This is a genomic window from Ferrimonas gelatinilytica (genome assembly GCF_039544205.1).
Lineage (GTDB): Bacteria > Pseudomonadota > Gammaproteobacteria > Enterobacterales > Shewanellaceae > Ferrimonas > Ferrimonas gelatinilytica.
On the sequence record NZ_BAABLF010000028.1, the window covers coordinates 44,899 to 62,455 of the forward strand.

The window sequence follows — 17,557 nt, forward strand, 5'->3', positions numbered from 1 at the left end:
TATCCTTTGGGTAGACTTTAATCGCCTACATGGAGCTAGACATTTATGGCTTTGATCTCTCTGCGTCAATTGCTGGATCACGCCGCCGAGCACAACTACGGGGTGCCGGCCTTTAACGTCAATAACCTGGAGCAGATGCGTGCCATCATGCAGGCGGCGGAGAAGACCGATTCACCGGTAATCGTTCAGGCTTCCGCCGGTGCCCGCAAATACGCCCGCCCCCAGTTCCTGCGCTACCTGATGGAAGCCGCCCTGGAGCAGTATCCGGATGTGCCGGTTTGTATCCACCAGGATCACGGTACCTCCCCGGACGTTTGTCAGCGTTCCATCCAGATGGGCTTCAGCTCCGTCATGATGGATGGCTCCCTGCGTGAAGATGGCAAGACCCCGGCGGATTACGGTTACAACGTCCAGGTGACCCAGCGCACCGTGGCGTTTGCCCACGCCTGTGGTGTCTCCGTTGAGGGGGAGATCGGCTGCCTGGGAAGTTTGGAAACCGGCATGGCCGGGGAAGAGGATGGTGTTGGTGCCGAGGGGATCCTCAGTGCGGACCAACTGCTGACGGATCCGGAAGAGGCGGCCCGTTTCGTGTCCGCCACCAAGGTGGATGCGCTGGCTATCGCCATCGGCACCAGTCACGGCGCCTACAAGTTCTCCAAAAAGCCCACCGGCGATGTGCTGCGGATCGACCGCATCAAGGAGATCCACGCCCGGATCCCGGATACCCACCTGGTGATGCACGGCTCCTCCTCCGTACCTCAGGAGTGGCTGGAGGTGATCAACCAGTACGGTGGCGCCATCCCGGAAACCTACGGCGTGCCGGTGGAGGAGATCGTCGAAGGGATCAAGTTCGGTGTCCGTAAGGTCAACATCGACACGGATCTGCGCCTGGCCTCGACCGGGGCGATCCGCAAGTTCCTGGCGGAGAACCCGGCGGAGTTTGACCCCCGTAAGTTCCTCAAGCAGTCCATGGACGCCATGGCGGCGATCTGCGAGTCCCGCAACGAAGCCTTTGGCTGTGCTGGCCAGGGCTCCAAGATCAAGCCGCTGTCGCTGCAGGCGATGTACAAGCGCTACCAGACCGGCGAACTGGATCCCAAGGTTAACCTGTAAACCCAGAGGTTCGACAAAACGCCCGCTGACGCGGGCGTTTTTTTATGTATCTTGTGTGTGAATTGTTATCATGTCGTTGATTTTTGGGCGCGTTAATTATTCAGTGCATGGAGTGAGCATGAAAAAATTGTCGACAGCGATGGGGATCAGCCTCGCTATGATCGCCGGACCGGCCGTGGCTGCTTTCGAAGGGGCGGCGGAGCTTGGGGCCACCATCGTCAGCGGTAACACCGAGACCACCTCCATCAAGGGCAAGGTCGACAGCAAGCACACCATTGGCGAGTGGAGCAACCAGTACCTGGCGGAAACCCTCTATGCGGAGGATGGGGATACCCGCTCCGCGGAGCGATATTACCTGCTGGGGCAGACCAACTACCCCAGCACTGGCCGTCACTACTTCTTTGCCATGGCCAGCGGCGAGATCGACAAGTTCTCGGGCTATGACTATGTCGCCACGGCAGCGCTGGGTTATGGTCATCGATTTATCGAGCAGGAAACCATGACCCTGGTGGCTGAAGCGGGCCCGGGTTACAGTTACAAGGCGGTCGACCAGGACGATAACCCGGGTGGACAGAATGAAAATGACGTCATCATCCGTGCCAAGGCGGAGTTCTGGTGGCGCTTTTCAGAAAACGCCGAGTTCAAGCAGCTGTTGACCACGGAGTACGCCTTCGACGGGGCCACCATCAGTCGCAGTGAAACCTCCGTCAGCGCTAACCTGGTGGGTAACCTGGCGATGAAGGTGGGCTACAACATCAGGCACAACTCGGATCCCCAGGTGGGCAAGGAAAGTACCGATACCGAGCTACTGGCAACCCTGCTGTATAAATTCTGACGCGTCCAGCTCAAGTGAGAAAACCAGCCACCATGGCTGGTTTTTTTGTTGGCTTATTCGTTGTGGCGGGTATACGCCTGACAGACCCGCTGGCCGGTCAACTTGGCCCTTTCCACCGCGGCCTGGGCCTTGGCCAGTAGCGGGTCCCACTCGGTGGGCGCGGTGGCACTGGCGATGCCGATCACCAGGTCTTCCGGCCGCTCACTCTTGCGCAACAGCTTGATCAGGTTGCTGGCCAGGCGGGTGGCCCGGCTGTCCTCCCAGTGTGGCAGAAGGATATGGATCTCCCCCGGCAGCGGCTCGTCACCCACGATCGCATCGGCTGGTAGGGCTGGGCGCAGGACATTGAGCATTTTGAATTGATGAAAAAGCTGACTGTCCAGATCGGTAAAGCCATTGAGCGTGCTGGCATGGACCTGGTGTAACACCAGCAGCGAGCAGGGGCCATTCTCCTGCTGGCGCACCCGCTGCTGCAGGAGTTCTTTTTTCTGGATCTGCTCCGGCGCCTCCAGCGGCAGGTTGGGATCTCGAAGCGGCATCAGGGCGAGTACCCAGTGGGGATCTTCGCCATCGTTGCTTTCGTTGAGCTGAATATTGGCCAGGCAGCGGCTGACGGCCCCATCACCCCGGCGCAGCCAGAGTGGGCCCTGCCAGCTGCCGCGGGCCCCCAGTTGATGGGAGAGCACCTGGGTCATCTCATTGTTGTGCCAGGCCAGCAGCTGCTGCCAGCCCAGACCAACGAGCTGGTCTTTGGGCTGAGCGCACAGCTGCAACATCGCCGCATTGCACTCGACGATGTTCTGTTCTGTATCCAGCAACGCCAGGCCACAGCCGCTTTCCCCTAAGCTGGCGAGATAGCGAACCCGCTGTTGCTGTGCCTGTTGCTTGAGGCTCTCCTCCAGGCGCACCAGCATCAGGGAGCTGGAGCCCTTGAACTTCAGGTGGCGGATTTGGACCAGGAACGGCGGGCCGTCCTGCTGCCGGGGCATAAGCTGTCCCTGCCAGTATCCCGAGGAGCGGGCGAGCTGCCAGACAACATCGATATTCATGGGGTCGCTGTCGAACAGGTTGCGGAACCGACGTTCGTTCAGCTGCTCTGGGGTCATTCCCAGTTGAGTGCAGAGGCTGCTGTTGGCGGCCAGGCAGTAGCCGGCGCTATCGAACATGCCAGTGCCGTTGTCCCGCTCAAACAGGTGCTCAGCCAGCTGCTCCGCCCTTAGCCGGGCGCTTTGGTGGTCCTGCCGGTAACGCCTTAGCCATAGCAGTCGGGCCAGCACCACCAGCAGCGCCAACATGGCGAGGTAGAACTGGCTCTGGTAGCGATCCGCCACCGGGTGGTCGGTGCGCTCATCCAGGTAGGTCATCAGGTAGAGGGGAGAGTGGCTGTCCGGACGCACCTGCATGTAGACGAAGTGCTGGGGGGCCTCGGTATATTGACCGAAGCTGTTCTGGCGGACCTGCTTCCAAAGCTGCGGGAACTGGCTCTCTATGGATCCTTGATACCCCGTCTCCCGTGAGGTGAGATTGAGGGAATTGCCCTCGGCGTCGATCAGGAAAAGCGGCAAGCGGCGGATATCATAGACGGCGTAGAAACTCTCCCAAAGATCGCTGATATTGACCAGAGCCAGCAGGGATTCGGCCCCTAGGGGATTACTGGGAAGGGGGACCAACAACCATTGGTAGGCGGCATGACGTTGGCTATCGAGGTAGAGTTTGGAGGCGAAAAGCTCCTCCGGGTCCAGCTGTTGCCGCTGCTGAAGGATCTCATCGCGAGTCAGGCTGAGGTACTCGCTGTGGCCCGCCTTGAACAGTGATCTTCCCTGACCATCTAACAGGGCCAGGGCCTCGAATCGGTTCAGGTTGCTCTGCATCTGTTGCAGCATGGATTCGGTGAAGTGGGTCCCGGCGTCATCAGCCTGCTGGCCCAAAGGCAGCTGGCTGATCAGCTGGACCGAGGCTTCCTGGCGCAGGAGTGCCTCGTTGATGCGATCGCTGAACACCTGCATTTCGGTAAAGCGTTGCGCAGCGAGGCGCTCATAGAGCATCTGGCGGTTCAGGGAGAGCAGTAGGTAAGCGGTACCTATCACCACCACGGTCAACAACAGCAGCTGCAGGCTAAAGGGGGGGTGAGCCAAGCTGATGGGGGGGTCATGACGACGTTTCGCCAGGACATTGGACAGTCCGACGCCGCTGTTTTCCTTTTGCGCCACGTTAACATCCCTGCGTCTCTTTGGATGCGGGGATGTTAACACGTGGTGGCAGGGGGAACCACGCTGCTACCGGCGGCGAGTTTTTCTCCGACCGCTTACCCTTTACCCGGCTTGGCCTTTTTGCTGCCCTTTTTCTTTGCGGCCACTTTACTCTTCTTGGGCTTGCGAAATTTCGGGGCCCGGGTCTGTGGTCGAAGGTCGTCGATGACGCGGTTGCGTATCGGTTCCTCGGTATAGCGCTGGACCTTGGTCAGCATGGGGGCGTCATGGGCTTCCACCAGGGAGATGGCAGTGCCCTTGGCGCCGGCCCGGGCAGTGCGGCCGATGCGGTGCAGATAGACGTCGCCGCTGCGGGGCATGTCGAAGTTGATGACGTGGCTGATCTGCGGCACGTCCAAGCCCCGGGCGGCAACATCGGTGGCGATCAGGTGCTTGACCCGGCCCTCCTTGAACTTCAACAGGGCGTCATCCCGTTTGCCCTGAGTCATCCCCCCCTGGAGTACCGCGACGCGAAACTTGGCGGCAAAAAGCTGGGCGTGAAGGGCGGTGGCGCGTTCCTTGGTGCGGCAGAAGATGATGCTGCGCTCGCAATCTGGCTGCGCCAGCAGCCGGGTCAGGATTTTGAACTTGTGGCTGGCGTCGTCACAGCGGTAAGCCAACTGGTTGATCTTCTTTCGCTCACTGCGCGGTGGTTGGGCGTCACACCGAACCGGATCCTCGAGCAGGGTGCTTACAAAGCGCTCCAGCCCCGAACCTTCCAGAGTGGCGGAGAACAGCATGGTCTGCTTGCGCCAGCGCACTTCACCGGCGAGGCGCTCAACATCCGGCATAAAGCCCATGTCCAGCATCCGGTCCGCTTCATCAATGATCAGCAGTTCCACCTGGCGAGGATCGAACTTTTCCTGTTCCAGATAGTGCAGTAGGCGTCCTGGTGTTGCCACCAGCAGATCCAGGTTGCCACCGAGCAGATCCGCGTCGAGCTGGAAGTCCCTGCCACCGACGATCGCCCCAATGGTAAGCCCGGTGCCCTCGATCAGCTTTTCGCCGTACTGCCGTACCTGCTCTGCCAGTTCCCGGGTCGGGGTCAGGATCAGTACCCGGGCGTGGCCCGGATCCCGACGGCGGAAATCCAGCAGGTGTTGCAGCGCCGGCAACAGAAAGGCCGCCGTTTTACCGGTTCCAGTTGGGGCACTGGCGAGGATATCCCGCTGTTCCAGGGCCGTCTCCAGCACCGCCTTCTGGATGGTGGTGGGTTTACTGTAACCGGCGCGAAGAAGGGCGCGCTCCAGTCGGGGGTCAAGATCCAGTTCGGAAAAGCTCATGGGCGTTGCGATCCAGTATTCAAGTAAAAAGCCTCGGTGAGGCGGCAAAAGTCAATGCTGTAGCGTCCATCGCTCTGGCGGATCACCAGGGATTCGGCATGCGGCGGTGACCGTTTTGCCGACAGGCTCAGCAGGAGGCGGCTGACCGGCTTGGCCGGAGTGGTGCGTACCTCGCAGTAGCGGCTCAAGTGTAAGTCGTACTGAGGCGCCATCTGGAGCAGCTGCTGTGCCTCGGCCATGGGTAAGATCAGGCTGGCACAGCCCTCTGGGCTGAGCAAGCGCACGATGGCCGTTAGCAGCTCGGGCTGAGTCAGGCCGTCATGGTGACGAGCCAGTGCCCTCCTATCGCATCGCTCGCTGCGTGCGCCGCTCTGGAAGTAGGGCGGATTGCACAGGATGGCATCGAAGGACTGATCCGGAACAAAGCGCTGAATCGCCTCGTGACGAAGCTGCAGCCGTTCGGGCCAGGGGGAGGCGGAGAAGTTCTCTCGTGCTTGAGCCGCTGCGGCAGCGTCGAGCTCAACCGCCACAACCTGCCTGGCTCCCCGTTGCGCCGCCATCAGTGCCAACACCCCGCTGCCCGTGCCGATGTCCAGCAGTTGGCAATCAGGTCTGACCTCTGCCCAGGCGCCCAGCAGCACCGCATCGGTACTCACCTTCATGCCGCACCGGCTGTCGTCGACGTGAAACTGCTTGAAGGTAAAGGGCATGGTGTGGCGGGCTGCGATCTACATTTAGGGCGGCAGACTCTAGCAGATTTTACCGCCAAATTCTGAAAAATGCGTCGCCATCACTATGTTAACGAGAAGATTTGAATTGTTGTATTTCGGTGTTGCGTATTGTGTGCGGGTTTGGCTGCTGGTATTAGTGTCTCTGCCGAATGAGTCAGATTTTCCCTGCAAATTAAATTTTTGCACGTTTTTTGGCCGGCTGGTGCGGAAATTCACGGTAAAACAGTCATAAATCGATGTGATTCGCCCCAGTACTGGTCAACTAAAGTGTACATATAGGTTTACGTCGCCGTCGGTTCCCCTACAGATAGATCGTTGATTGAAGTTGAGGTCAGTTTTGAGCAAGAAATTCACCGCCGCCGATACCTTAAGTTTCGGATTCATGTTGTTCGCCTTCTTCTTGGGCGCGGGTAACATCATTTTCCCACCCCTGGCCGGAATGCAATCTGGACCAAACCTGGTACCGGCCATGGCCGGATTCCTGCTGACTGCGGTGGGCTTGCCCCTGATCTGCATGGTGGCGATTGCCCGCACCGGCGGTGGCGTGAGTGCCATGACCCGCGGATTGCCCACCTGGGTTGGCGTGACCATCGCCGCCACCATCTTCATCGTTATCGGTCCGGCCTTTGCGATCCCCCGTACCGGTCTGGTGGCCTATGAGATCGGCGCCGTGCCTTTCCTGGGGGCTACCAGCTCAATGACGCAATTGGTCTTCACTGCCGCTTTCTTTTCCCTGGTGGCCCTGCTGGCACTCTATCCCGGAAAGTTGATGGACATTGTTGGTAAGGCGCTGACGCCGACACTGATGCTGCTGCTGGCGGTGCTGGCGTTGTCCGTACTTTTCGCTCCGGAAGTGGCAGTGCCTGCTGCCCAGGGCGGCTGGGCTGAGGATGCCCTCACCACCGGTTTCCTGGAAGGCTACATGACCATGGACGTTCTGGGTGCCATGATGTTCGGTACCCTGCTGCTGGATATTCTTCGTCGTAAGGGAGTGACGGAACCTGCCAGTCAGGCTCGCCAGATGCTGCTTGCAGGCATCATTGCCGCCACCGGTTTGGCTTGTGTCTACATCTCTCTGTTCTATGTTGGCGCCGCTAGCGTAGAGATGGCCCCGGATGCCAGCAATGGCGGCGCGATCCTGGCCGCCTACGTGCATGGCATGTTTGGTAGCTTCGGCGTGGTGATGTTGGCCGCCGTTGTGGTGCTGGCCTGCCTGACCACCGCTGTGGGTCTGACCACCGCCTTCGCCGAGTTCTTCAACGAGAAGATCAGCCTCGGCTACCGCAACTGGGTGTTTATCTGTGTGATCACCTGCTTGCTGGTGGCCAACGTGGGTCTGGAGCAGCTGATTGCCATCTCGATCCCGGTGCTGTTCATCATCTACCCGGTGACCGTGGCGGTGGTTATCTTTGTCTTTGCCCGCCCCTTCGTTGCTGCTCGCACAGCCACCCTCTCTACCATGCTGATCAGCGCGTTGTTTACCGGGGTATTGAGTGGCCTCAACGTGGCAGGGCTCGCCGCCCCGATCGTCGAAGCGTTCCACTTCCTGCCCCTGTTCGACATGCACCTGGCCTGGATCCTGCCTGTGACCATCTCCCTGGTTATCGGCCTTATCTACAAGCGCAGTGAGCGCGGCGTGGCGGCAGAAAACGCCTGATTCTCAAGCCTCATCCATTGAACGCCCCCGGAGTGATCCGGGGGCGTTTTTGTACCTGAGTCTCCATGCCGAAGCGGTTAGCGCGCACACCGCGCTAACCTCGACTCGGGGGAGTACGGCGCAGAGAAGTGCCGATGGCGGAATCGGGTAACTGGGGTGAGCCTTGGTCCGGTGGAGGGAGCATCGAGGGCGCTGCAACGCTGGGCCGCAGGCAAAAAAATCGCTCCCGGGAGGGAGCGATTTGGTGGACCTCTCGATACCTGGAGGTTATTCGGTGCGTCGCAGCGGGTGAGGTTTTCCCCCCGGTTGCCACCACCAGGCAAAGAATCGTTGAATGTCGTCGAGGATCAGGTAGAGCGCAGGTACCAGCACCAGGGTAACCAGGGTGGAGAACAGGATCCCGAACGCCAGAGAGACCGCCATGGGGATAACGATCTGTGCCTGCAGGCTGCTCTCCAGGGTGATCGGCACCAGCCCCAGGAAGGTGGTCAGCGAGGTTAGCACGATGGCACGGAAGCGCTCTGTCCCTGCCTGCTGCACCGATTCCCGCAGCGAGAAGCCATCGGCTCGAGCCTGGTTGACGTAATCCACCATGATCAGTGAGTCGTTCACCACCACCCCCGCCAGGGCCACGATCCCGAACAGGCTGAGCATCGATAGGTCCAGGCCCAGCAGGAAGTGGCCAACTACAGCGCCGATCATGCCGAAGGGGATCACCGACATGATGATCAGCGGCTGGCTGTAGGATTTCAGCGGTATTGCCATCAGGGCAAAGATGGTGAACAGGGCGAAGAAGGTGCCCTGAATTACCAAAATGCGGTTCTCCGCGTCCTCCTCGGCACTGCCATCCAGGGCGCTGGTCAGGCCCGGGTAGCGCCCCGTGAGCTTGGGAATGAAGTTCTTGTTGACCTCCGCGATCACCTTGCCCGGCTCCACCTTCTCTTTGAACGCCCGCGCTCGCACGGTGATGGAGCGAACCCCATTGGTCCGGGTGATGGCGGAGAAGCTCTTGGCCAGCTCGATGCTCGCGACGCTGGAGAAGGGCACCTCGTGGCCGGCGGGGGTACGGATCCGCATGTTCTCCAGGTGCCCGATGGTGCGGCGCTGCTCGGCGGGGTAGCGCACCATCACCTTCACCTCCTCCTTATTTCGCAGGATCCGCTGGGCTTCGTAGCCATAGAATCCATAGCGTACCTGGCGTGCCAGGTCGGAGAGGGTCAGCCCCAGGGCTTCCGCTTCCGGCTTAATCATTAGGCGGATCTCCTGGGAGCCGGAGGAGAAGTTATCCTGGATGTCGAACAGCCCCTCGTAGTTGGCCAGCTCCGCCTTGAGCTCATCGCTGGCGGCAATCAGATCATCCATGTTGGCGCTGTTGAGGCGGAAGGCGACGTCAGACCCCTGATCGCCGGTGGAGGCGTTGATATTGAGATTCTTTATCCCCACCAGCTCCGGCAACTTTTCCCGCCAGCGGGCGGCGATCTTGACCGCGTCCAGCCCCTCACGCTCTTCGCCGGCGGTTAACTCGATCACCATGTTGGCGGTGGTGCGGCTGCCGGACCAGACAAAGGCGTGGCGAATTACGTCGATCCCCTGCTCACGGGCGATCTCGGCATCCACATCAAAGAGCGCCTCCTCCAGCTGCTGCACCACTTTCAGCGTTTGCCGCTCGGAAACCCCTGACTCCATCTCCACCTTGACATCGATAAAGTCGGAGGGGATGTCCGGGAAGTTGACGAAGCGGACCTGACCCGAGGCGATGAGGCCGCCACAGAGGATCATCAGACCGATAAAGGCCGCCAGTACCGAGTAGCGATGGCCCATCATCCACCCCATGGCGGGGCGGTAGCGCTGATGGATAAAGTGCTGCACGCCGCGGTCGAAGCGGGCCTTGAAGCGCAGCCAGGGCTGCCAGCCGACACCGGGCTTGGGTGGGGTCATGTGGGCCAGGTGGGCAGGGAGGATCAACTTGGACTCCACCAGCGAGAAGGTGAGGCAGAGGATCACCACCCAGGCGATGGCGGAGCTGATCACCCCGACAAAGCCGGTGATCATCAGCATCGGGATAAAGGCCGCGATGGTGGTGAGCACCCCGAAGGTGGCGGGCATCGCCACTTTTTGTGCGCCCTTGATCACCGCGTCGGTGCTGTGACCGTCTTTCTCGGTCTGGGCGTAGGAGGACTCACCGATAACGATGGCGTCATCCACCACGATCCCCAGCACCAGGATGAAGCCAAACAGAGTGATGAGGTTGATGGAGAGCGACATTGGCTCCAGCGGCATGAAAAACAGGGCGGAAAGGAAGCAGATAGGCAGACCCATCATCACCCAGAAGGCCACTTTCAACTGCAGGAACAATGCCAGTACCAGGAACACCAGCAGAGCCCCTTGGGCGATGTTTTTCAGCATCATGTTGAGGCGTCCGGAGAGAAACTGGGTCATGTCACCCCAATGGGCAACCACGATCCCCTCCGGCAGTTGGGCCTGCTTCTCGGCAACGTACGCCTTGACCCGCTTGGCGATCGCCAGGGCGTCCTGGTCGCCGACGCTGTTTACGGCGATCACCACAGAGTGCTGGCCATCAAACCTGGCCTGGCCCAACCGCTCTTCGAAGCCATCAATGATGGTGGCCACGTCGGAAAGCATCAACCGGGTGCCATCGGCCTCGGTACGCAGCACGATGCGATCAAAGTCCGACTGGACGTAGGCTTGACCGTCGGTGCGCAGCAGGATGTCGCCTCCTTCGGCCCGGATGGAACCGCCGGGCAGATTGAGGGAGGAGGCGTTCACCGCCCGGGCAACGTCGTCAAAGGTGAGCCGGTACTCCCGCAGCTTGTGCTCGGAGACCTCGATGGCGATCTCGTAGGCTTTCGCCCCCTGAAGTTCGGCTTTGGTAACCCCCGGCAGGGCGGTGATCTCATCACGGATCACCTTGCCAAGCTCCTTGAGTTCGGTGTCGTTGAGGCTGTCACCGGCTACAGAGACCCACATGACGCTGGCCTGGGGTTTGATCTGGTAGATGTTGGGTTTTTCGATGCTCTCTGGGAAGGTGGCGATGGCGTCCACTCGCAGCTTCACCTCATCGAGAATGTCCTTGGGATCAAAATCATCCTCCACCTCGATCTGTACCTCGCCGGAGCCCTCCCGGGCTACCGAGCGGACCCGCTTGATCCCCTCGATATCCTTGATGGTCTCCTCGATCTTAATGGTGATCCCCTCTTCGATCTCCTGGGGGGCGGCGCCGGGATAGGCGACTCGAACCATCACCTGGTTGATCTCGAACTTGGGGAACACCTCTTTGTTGATGATCTTGGCGGAGAAGAGGCCGCCGACGATCAGGATGATCATCAGAAGGTTGGCGGCCACCGGATTGCGGGCAAACCAGGCAATCAGCCCTTTACTGCTGTCTGTCGCTCTCATCGCTAACCCCCTGCCACGGCCATCTGGCTGGCGCTGCCCTGACCCCCCTCGGCCTCATCCACCGGCTCCTCACCGGCGATCTTGACCTTACGGCCGCTGTCCAGGCTATCGAGAACATTGGGGCTGATCCGCTCTCCAGGAGCCAGCTCGGTGCGAACATAAACCTGCTCCAGATCGGCACGCACCACCTCGACGGGGCGTAGCTCCACGGTGTTGTCCGCCTTAATGACGGTGATCCGCTGGCTGCGCACCGCATGGCGGGGCAGGGCCAGCAGGTTATCCACGCGACGGCCCTGGATCTCGGCGTTGACGAAACTGCCAAACTTCAGGGGTACTCCGGCACTTTCCATGGCGTAGGGATCATCCAGCTGGGCCACAAGGTAGATCATCCGGTTGGCGTCGTTGATCACCCCTTCGGAGCGAACGAGCTGGGCCTGCCATTGGCGGGTCTGCCCGGCCTGGGTCTGGATTAGGGTGACTGTGCCGCTGTTCTCGTCGTTGAGGTAGGCCAGGTCTTCCGGTGGCAGAGGCAGGCGGATCTCGGCGATGTCGGTCCCCTGTACCCGGCCCAGGTTGACGCTGACATTGATGTACTGGCCCAGATCGACGTTTCGCTCGGTGATGATACCGTCGAAGGGGGCCCGGATCTCGGTGCGTTCCAGGTTGCGCTGGGCCCGGGAGAGGGCGGCCTCGGCACTGCGCACATTGGCCTGCTCTTTGGCCAACTGTGGCTTACGTAACCCCAGCTCCGGCGGGATCCCCTCCATCACGCCGCGCCACTCGGTTTCCGCCACCTTGCCCCTGGCGATCTCCTCCTGCAACTGGGCCTGGGCCTGGGCCAGACCGGCCTGGGCCTGCATCAGATCCGCCTGGTAGTCCGCCGGTTCGATCCGTGCCAGCAGTTCGCCCTTACGAACGTGCTGGCCGACGACGAAGCGGGGAGTAAGTTCGATAAGACGGCCACTGATCTCTGCGACCAGCTGGGAGTCGTGCTTGGGCTTGACGACGCCGTAGGAGCGCAACACCAGTTGATGGGCTTGCGGCGTAACCGCCAGCACCTCCACGATGGGCAGGCTGGTTACCTGTTCCTTCTTCTCCGGGGCCTGCTTGGTGCTCAGTAACACCAAGAACCCGGCCACGGCGATCACCAGGATCAGCAGTGGCAGCAGTCGTCGTATCCACAGACGCATCGAACCATCCTTATCTGTGTTTGAGGGATCCTTGAGCGAATAAGTTAACACGAGGTTGCAATAAGTGGAGAGGCTATTTGTAAATCAGTACCTCTCAAAATTTCAGTTAGGCTTCTGATTGAATTGAGTAAATGGGCCTATTAGGCTGACGTTCCGATCCTTTTTGAGCCGTTGACATGAGCTTTTACAACGATATTGAGGCTTTTTGCGATCGTCTCTGGGCACAGCGGGGGCTGGCGGACAACACCCTGAGCGCCTACCGAACCGACCTGACCGCCTTCGCCCGCTTTGCCGAGCAGCATCAGGTGGCGTTGGCGCAAGCAGACGCTGAACTGATACGGCACTATCTCGAGTGGCGGCAGCAGCAGGGGCTGGCCGGAAGTAGCACGGCCCGGGCGCTCTCATCGCTGCGGCGCTTTTTTGCGGACTTGGTCGCCCAGGGGAAGCTGCAGGAGGACCCCATGGTCCTGATCGCCAGGCCCAAGTTGGCCACCAAGCTGCCAGATACCCTGACCGAGGCCGATGTGGAGGCGTTACTGGCGGCGCCCACCGATGAGGAAGCGGTGCAGATCCGCGATCGGGCGATGATGGAGTTGCTCTATGCCACCGGGCTGCGGGTCAGTGAGCTGATCGCCCTGCAGCTGGAGCAGGTGAGCCTCCGCCAGGGGGTGGTGCGTGTGGTCGGGAAGGGTGGCAAGGAGCGGCTGGTGCCCATGGGGGAGCAGGCCCAGGCGGTACTGGAGCTGTACCTGCGCCGTGCCCGGGCGGAGTTGCTGGGCCATAACCGTTCCGATGTGGTTTTTCCCAGCCGGCGGGGGGTGCAGATGACCCGCCAGACCTTCTGGTATCGGATCAAGCTCTATGCCCGCCTCGCGGGGATCAGTAAGCCCCTCTCACCGCATACGCTGCGCCACGCGTTTGCCACGCACCTGCTTAACCATGGTGCCGATCTGCGTGTGGTTCAGCTGTTGCTGGGGCACAGCGATCTCTCCACCACGCAGATCTACACTCACGTAGCTCAGGCCCGCTTGCAGGCGCTGCATGAGGCGCACCACCCTCGCCCCTGAAAGCCGCCCGGTGGCAATATTGGTCTATCTGAGGTAAGTTTTGCCGATTGCGGCCGGTCTATACCACCACCGCCTAAACCAGTTTAAGGATGCAACATGATGAAGAAAGTCCTCTCCCTGATGGTTGCCGGAGCGCTCAGTCTGGGCACGGCCATGGCCGACGAGGCGAAAGCCCGGGCGGCACTTGAGCAAAAGCTCGGTATCCCGGCAACAGAACTCTCTGCGGCCCCCATTGCGGGTTTTTTCCAGGTCGTGACCCCGCAGGGGATGCTCTACATCAGTGAGGATGGCAGCCGCCTGCTGCACGGCAACATCTACGACGTGGAAAACGGCATGATGAACCTGACCGAGCTGGCGATGGGTGGGGTGCGTAAGGCCAAACTGGCGGAGTTTGAGGATGACATGATCGTCTTCCCGGCCAAGAACGAGAAACACGTGGTGACCGTTTTTACTGACATCAGTTGCGGCTACTGCCGCAAGCTCCATGACGACATGGCCGAATACAACGCGAAGGGGATCACCATCCGCTACCTGGCGTTTCCCCGCGGTGGCCAGGGTACGGCGGCCTGGGAAGAGATGGAACATGTCTGGTGCGCCGAAGATCAGCAAACGGCACTGACTCAGGCCAAGGCCAGCGGCAAGTCCGGGTCCACCAAGAGTTGTGAGGCCCACATCGCTGAACAGTATGCCTTGGGTGGCACCTTCGGGGTCAATGGCACCCCGGCGCTGGTGCTGGAAAGCGGCGCGATGATCCCCGGCTATCTGCCGCCGGAGCGTCTGCTGATGGCCCTGGAAACCCAGTAATTGCTCCAAGCCCGCCGGGTATTCCTGCCCGATGGAGAGAAGAGGGCGTGCCACAAGCACGCCTTTTTTGCCACTTCGAAACATTGAGTCCCACCATGGTAAACCTGATCCGCCGTCCCGATGTGGACGACAGCTACCTGCCCGAATCCCTGCCGCCCTTGCTCAGACAGATCTATGCCCGTCGTGGCGTGTTGGGGGAGGAGTTGCAGCTGGAGCTCAACCACCTGCTCGATCCCGCCACCCTGTCCGGTGCCGCCGAAGGGGCGGCGCTGTTGGCGGATGCCATTGCCGGGCACCGGCGGATCCTGATTGTCGGTGACTTCGATGCCGATGGCGCCACCTCCAGCGCCTTGTCAGTCCTGGCCCTGCGTGCCATGGGCGCCCGCTTCGTCGACTTCCTGGTACCTAACCGGTTCGACTATGGCTACGGCCTGAGTCCCGAATTGGTCACCCTGGCCCAGGAGGCGGGGGCAGAGGTGCTGGTTACCGTGGATAACGGGATCTCTGCCCACAGCGGTGTGGCGGCGGCCAAGGCGGCGGGGATGACGGTGGTCGTTACGGATCACCACCTGCCCGGCGCCACCCTGCCGGACGCCGATGCGATCATCAACCCCAACCGGCCCGAGTGTCCCTTTGCCTCCAAGGCGATGGCCGGGGTAGGGGTGGCGTTCTACCTGATGCTGGCGCTGCGGGGGGAGCTACGGCGTCGGGACTGGTTTGCCCAGCAGCAGCTGCCCCTGCCTAACATGGCGGAACTGCTAGACATCGTTGCGCTGGGCACGGTGGCGGACGTGGTGCCTCTGGATCACAACAACCGATTGCTGGTACAGCAGGGGATCCGCCGGATCCGCGCTGGGCGCTGTCGGCCCGGGATCCGGGCGCTGCTGGAGGTGGCCCAGCGGGAGCCCGCCCGCCTGGTCGCTTCCGACCTGGGGTTCGCGGTAGGGCCGCGGCTCAATGCGGCGGGTCGCCTGGATGACATGTCCCTGGGGATCGCCTGTCTGCTGGCGGATGATATGGGGGAGGCCCGTCAGATCGCCGCCGAGCTGGATCGCCTCAACGGTGAGCGTCGGGAGATTGAGCAGGGGATGCAGGAGGAGGCGGTGCGGGCATTGGGGCGCCTGGACCTGGCAGGCAGCGAGCTGCCCTGGGGTGTCGCACTCTACCAGGGTGACTGGCACCAAGGGGTGATCGGGATCCTGGCCTCCCGCATCAAGGAGCAGTTCCACCGCCCGGTGATCGCCTTTGCCGATGCCGGTGGCGGCGAGATCAAGGGCTCCGCCCGCTCCATCCCCGGCCTCCATATGCGGGATCTGCTGGAGGGGATCGACAGCCGTCATCCGGGCCTCATTCTCAAGTTTGGTGGTCATGCCATGGCGGCGGGTCTGAGCCTCCAGGAGCACGACTTTGAGCATTTTTCCCGCCTCTATGATGAGGCGGTGCGGGCTACCCTGCCGGAGTCCGCCCTGACCGGTGAACTGCTCTCCGATGGCGAACTTCCCGCTCCACTGCTGAACCTGGAGACCGCGGCGATGCTGCGCCAGGCGGGGCCCTGGGGGCAGAATTTCCCGGAGCCCCTGTTCGATGGCCGCTTCCGCATCCTCGATCAACGCCTGGTGGGACAGAAACACCTGAAACTGGCGATAGAGAGCGAGTGCGGAGCCGTGCAACTGGATGCCATCGCCTTCAACGTCGATCTCACCACCTGGCCCAATGCCGGCATTCAGTGGGTGCAGTTGGTGTACAAGCTGGATGTGAACCATTGGCGTGGCCGAGATAGCGTGCAGCTGCTGGTAGAGCACCTGGTGCCGGAATAGCGTCGGTTTTTCGAGGTGAGGCGGTACTAGGTACTAGGTTCTAGGATCTAGGCCCTCGTTCCTAAGAGCCGGAGCAAAGCCCAGGGTGTCTGAGCTTTCACGAAAGTGGCGCATATTTAGGAGCAGCCATTTAGGCATCAGGTCTAGGTTCTGGGTTCTAGGTTCTGGGTTCTGGGTTCTGGGTTCTGGGTTCTGGGTTCTAGGTTCTAGGTCCTAGGATCTAGGATCTAGAACCTAGGATCTAGGATCTAGGAACTGAGATGGAACTAAGGCTGATTGCCTTCCCCGTAGCGTTAGCGGGTCATCTTCTTGGCAAAACTGACCACCAGCAGGGCCAGGGAGAAGCTGCCTATCAAGGCCTCGATGGCCGCCAGCAGCCGGCTTGGGCCGGGCATCGGCACCAGGTCACCGAATCCGAGGGTGGTGAAGGTCACGATGGAGAAGTAGAGGCAGCTGGCCCCCAGACGCAGCAGGGATCCTGGCCCGTCCACCTGGGCCAGGGTGCGCGGTTCGCCGTTGTCGATGATGCCGCCCCAGAGGTAGCCGAGGGCAAACAGCAGCATCACCACCAAGGCAAAGCCTACCACCCGAATGGGGGACTCGCCGTAGCCGCAGATCAGATCCACCAGCTTGGAGAATAGGCGCTGGCCGCTCAGCAGGGGCATCTGTTTGCGGGCCATGGTCAGCTCCCGGTGGGCACACTGGGAGGCAAGGTGGTAGCAGCCGTAGCTCTTGGCTGCCCGGCGCAGATCCCGGTAAACCTGTTCCGCCTGCTGATAGAGATCGTCACGCTCCGCCGCTGGTTGTTTCTGCGCCTGCAGCTCCTGCCATAGGCCACGGCCCAGTCGCATCTGCTCCATACGCGCGCCATCGAGGCGGACCCCTAGCAGGTTGGCGCCCTCGAGCCGGGTCTGGTTCAGATTGGCACCACGCAGGTCCGCCTTGATCAGGTTGCAGTGGCGCAGATCGGCGCGGTAGAGATGGGCCTCCCGAAGATCCGCCCGGCAGAGATCGCTAAAGCGCAGGTCCCGCCCCGGTTTTTGGCTGTCCTTCTGATTCAGTTCCACGCCCCTAAGTTGCGCCTGGCGTAGCTTCAACCCCATCAACAAGCCCCCATCCCGGGCAAACTGACTTAACCGGTTGGCGTCCTCCTGATGTTGTTTTGGCAGCACGGGGTCGTGCCAGTAGCAGAAGCCACTGGCGGTGGCATGGGCGGGGCACCGTCGGTTGCCCTGATGGTATTGGCATAGAGGCATCGCCTGAGTATAGCGAGGCCATTGGTGAATCCGCTCCATCGGCGGGAGATGGTGAAAATGTGATCATTCCCCGGGGCGTCAATCTGTGCATTGCGATGCGATTTCGGTTAAAATTCCGCGCTTGATCCATACCATCCA

At 61.0% G+C, this 17,557-nt stretch carries 12 protein-coding genes; 6 read left to right on the forward strand and 6 right to left on the reverse strand.

Annotation, left to right across the window (positions count from 1 at the left end; all coding sequences use genetic code 11):
- The first annotated feature begins 45 nt into the window (after window positions 1–45).
- Together fba and ABD997_RS13555 are read left to right on the forward strand one after the other, a co-directional pair.
- Entirely contained in the window at window positions 46–1,113 is a 1,068-nt protein-coding gene (fba, locus tag ABD997_RS13550) for a class II fructose-bisphosphate aldolase (RefSeq protein ID WP_345317646.1), read from the forward strand.
- Between the two features lie 118 nt (window positions 1,114–1,231).
- A complete protein-coding gene (locus ABD997_RS13555) occupies window positions 1,232–1,948 on the forward strand; it encodes a DUF481 domain-containing protein (protein ID WP_345317647.1) in 717 nt (238 codons plus the stop codon).
- A gap of 53 nt (window positions 1,949–2,001) precedes the next feature.
- Here the strand turns inward: ABD997_RS13555 and ABD997_RS13560 are convergent, their stop codons facing one another.
- The 3 genes from ABD997_RS13560 to ABD997_RS13570 all read right to left on the reverse strand — a co-directional run bounded on the left by ABD997_RS13560 (window position 2,002) and on the right by ABD997_RS13570 (window position 6,190).
- The gene (locus tag ABD997_RS13560) at window positions 2,002–4,158 is read right to left on the reverse strand and encodes a PAS domain-containing protein (RefSeq protein WP_345317648.1); all 2,157 of its coding nucleotides are present in this window, start codon (window positions 4,156–4,158) and stop codon (window positions 2,002–2,004) included.
- A gap of 95 nt (window positions 4,159–4,253) precedes the next feature.
- Window positions 4,254–5,480 carry an ATP-dependent RNA helicase SrmB gene (srmB, locus tag ABD997_RS13565; protein ID WP_345317649.1) on the reverse strand — a complete coding sequence of 409 codons (1,227 nt, stop codon included), beginning with the start codon at window positions 5,478–5,480 and terminating at the stop codon, window positions 4,254–4,256.
- Window positions 5,477–6,190: a tRNA1(Val) (adenine(37)-N6)-methyltransferase gene (locus tag ABD997_RS13570; protein ID WP_345317650.1), complete on the reverse strand. Its 714-nt coding sequence runs from the start codon at window positions 6,188–6,190 to the stop codon at window positions 5,477–5,479. Before ABD997_RS13570 ends, srmB begins: the two co-directional genes overlap by 4 nt.
- Window positions 6,191–6,548: 358 nt before the next feature.
- On the opposite strand from ABD997_RS13570, the gene brnQ reads away from it, so the two are divergent.
- On the forward strand, window positions 6,549–7,868 hold the full coding sequence (gene brnQ / locus ABD997_RS13575; RefSeq protein WP_345317651.1) for a branched-chain amino acid transport system II carrier protein: 1,320 nt from the start codon (window positions 6,549–6,551) through the stop codon (window positions 7,866–7,868).
- Window positions 7,869–8,135: 267 nt separating this feature from the next.
- Here the strand turns inward: brnQ and ABD997_RS13580 are convergent, their stop codons facing one another.
- Together ABD997_RS13580 and ABD997_RS13585 are read right to left on the reverse strand one after the other, a co-directional pair.
- On the reverse strand, window positions 8,136–11,285 hold the full coding sequence (locus ABD997_RS13580) for an efflux RND transporter permease subunit (protein WP_345317652.1): 3,150 nt from the start codon (window positions 11,283–11,285) through the stop codon (window positions 8,136–8,138).
- 2 nt (window positions 11,286–11,287) lie between these two features.
- Window positions 11,288–12,475: an efflux RND transporter periplasmic adaptor subunit gene (locus tag ABD997_RS13585; RefSeq protein WP_345317653.1), complete on the reverse strand. Its 1,188-nt coding sequence runs from the start codon at window positions 12,473–12,475 to the stop codon at window positions 11,288–11,290.
- 176 nt (window positions 12,476–12,651) lie between these two features.
- On the opposite strand from ABD997_RS13585, the gene xerD reads away from it, so the two are divergent.
- The 3 genes from xerD to recJ all read left to right on the forward strand — a co-directional run bounded on the left by xerD (window position 12,652) and on the right by recJ (window position 16,163).
- Window positions 12,652–13,542 carry a site-specific tyrosine recombinase XerD gene (gene xerD / locus ABD997_RS13590; protein ID WP_345317654.1) on the forward strand — a complete coding sequence of 297 codons (891 nt, stop codon included), beginning with the start codon at window positions 12,652–12,654 and terminating at the stop codon, window positions 13,540–13,542.
- Window positions 13,543–13,641: 99 nt separating this feature from the next.
- Window positions 13,642–14,346, forward strand: coding sequence for a bifunctional protein-disulfide isomerase/oxidoreductase DsbC (dsbC, locus tag ABD997_RS13595; RefSeq protein WP_345317683.1), 705 nt, complete (start codon window positions 13,642–13,644; stop codon window positions 14,344–14,346).
- A 95-nt stretch (window positions 14,347–14,441) separates the two neighbouring features.
- Window positions 14,442–16,163 carry a single-stranded-DNA-specific exonuclease RecJ gene (gene recJ, locus ABD997_RS13600; RefSeq protein WP_345317655.1) on the forward strand — a complete coding sequence of 574 codons (1,722 nt, stop codon included), beginning with the start codon at window positions 14,442–14,444 and terminating at the stop codon, window positions 16,161–16,163.
- 293 nt (window positions 16,164–16,456) lie between these two features.
- On the opposite strand, the gene ABD997_RS13605 is transcribed toward recJ, so the two are convergent.
- Complete coding sequence (locus ABD997_RS13605; protein WP_345317656.1) at window positions 16,457–17,419, reverse strand: pentapeptide repeat-containing protein; 963 nt, start codon at window positions 17,417–17,419, stop codon at window positions 16,457–16,459.
- Window positions 17,420–17,557: the final 138 nt, after the last annotated feature.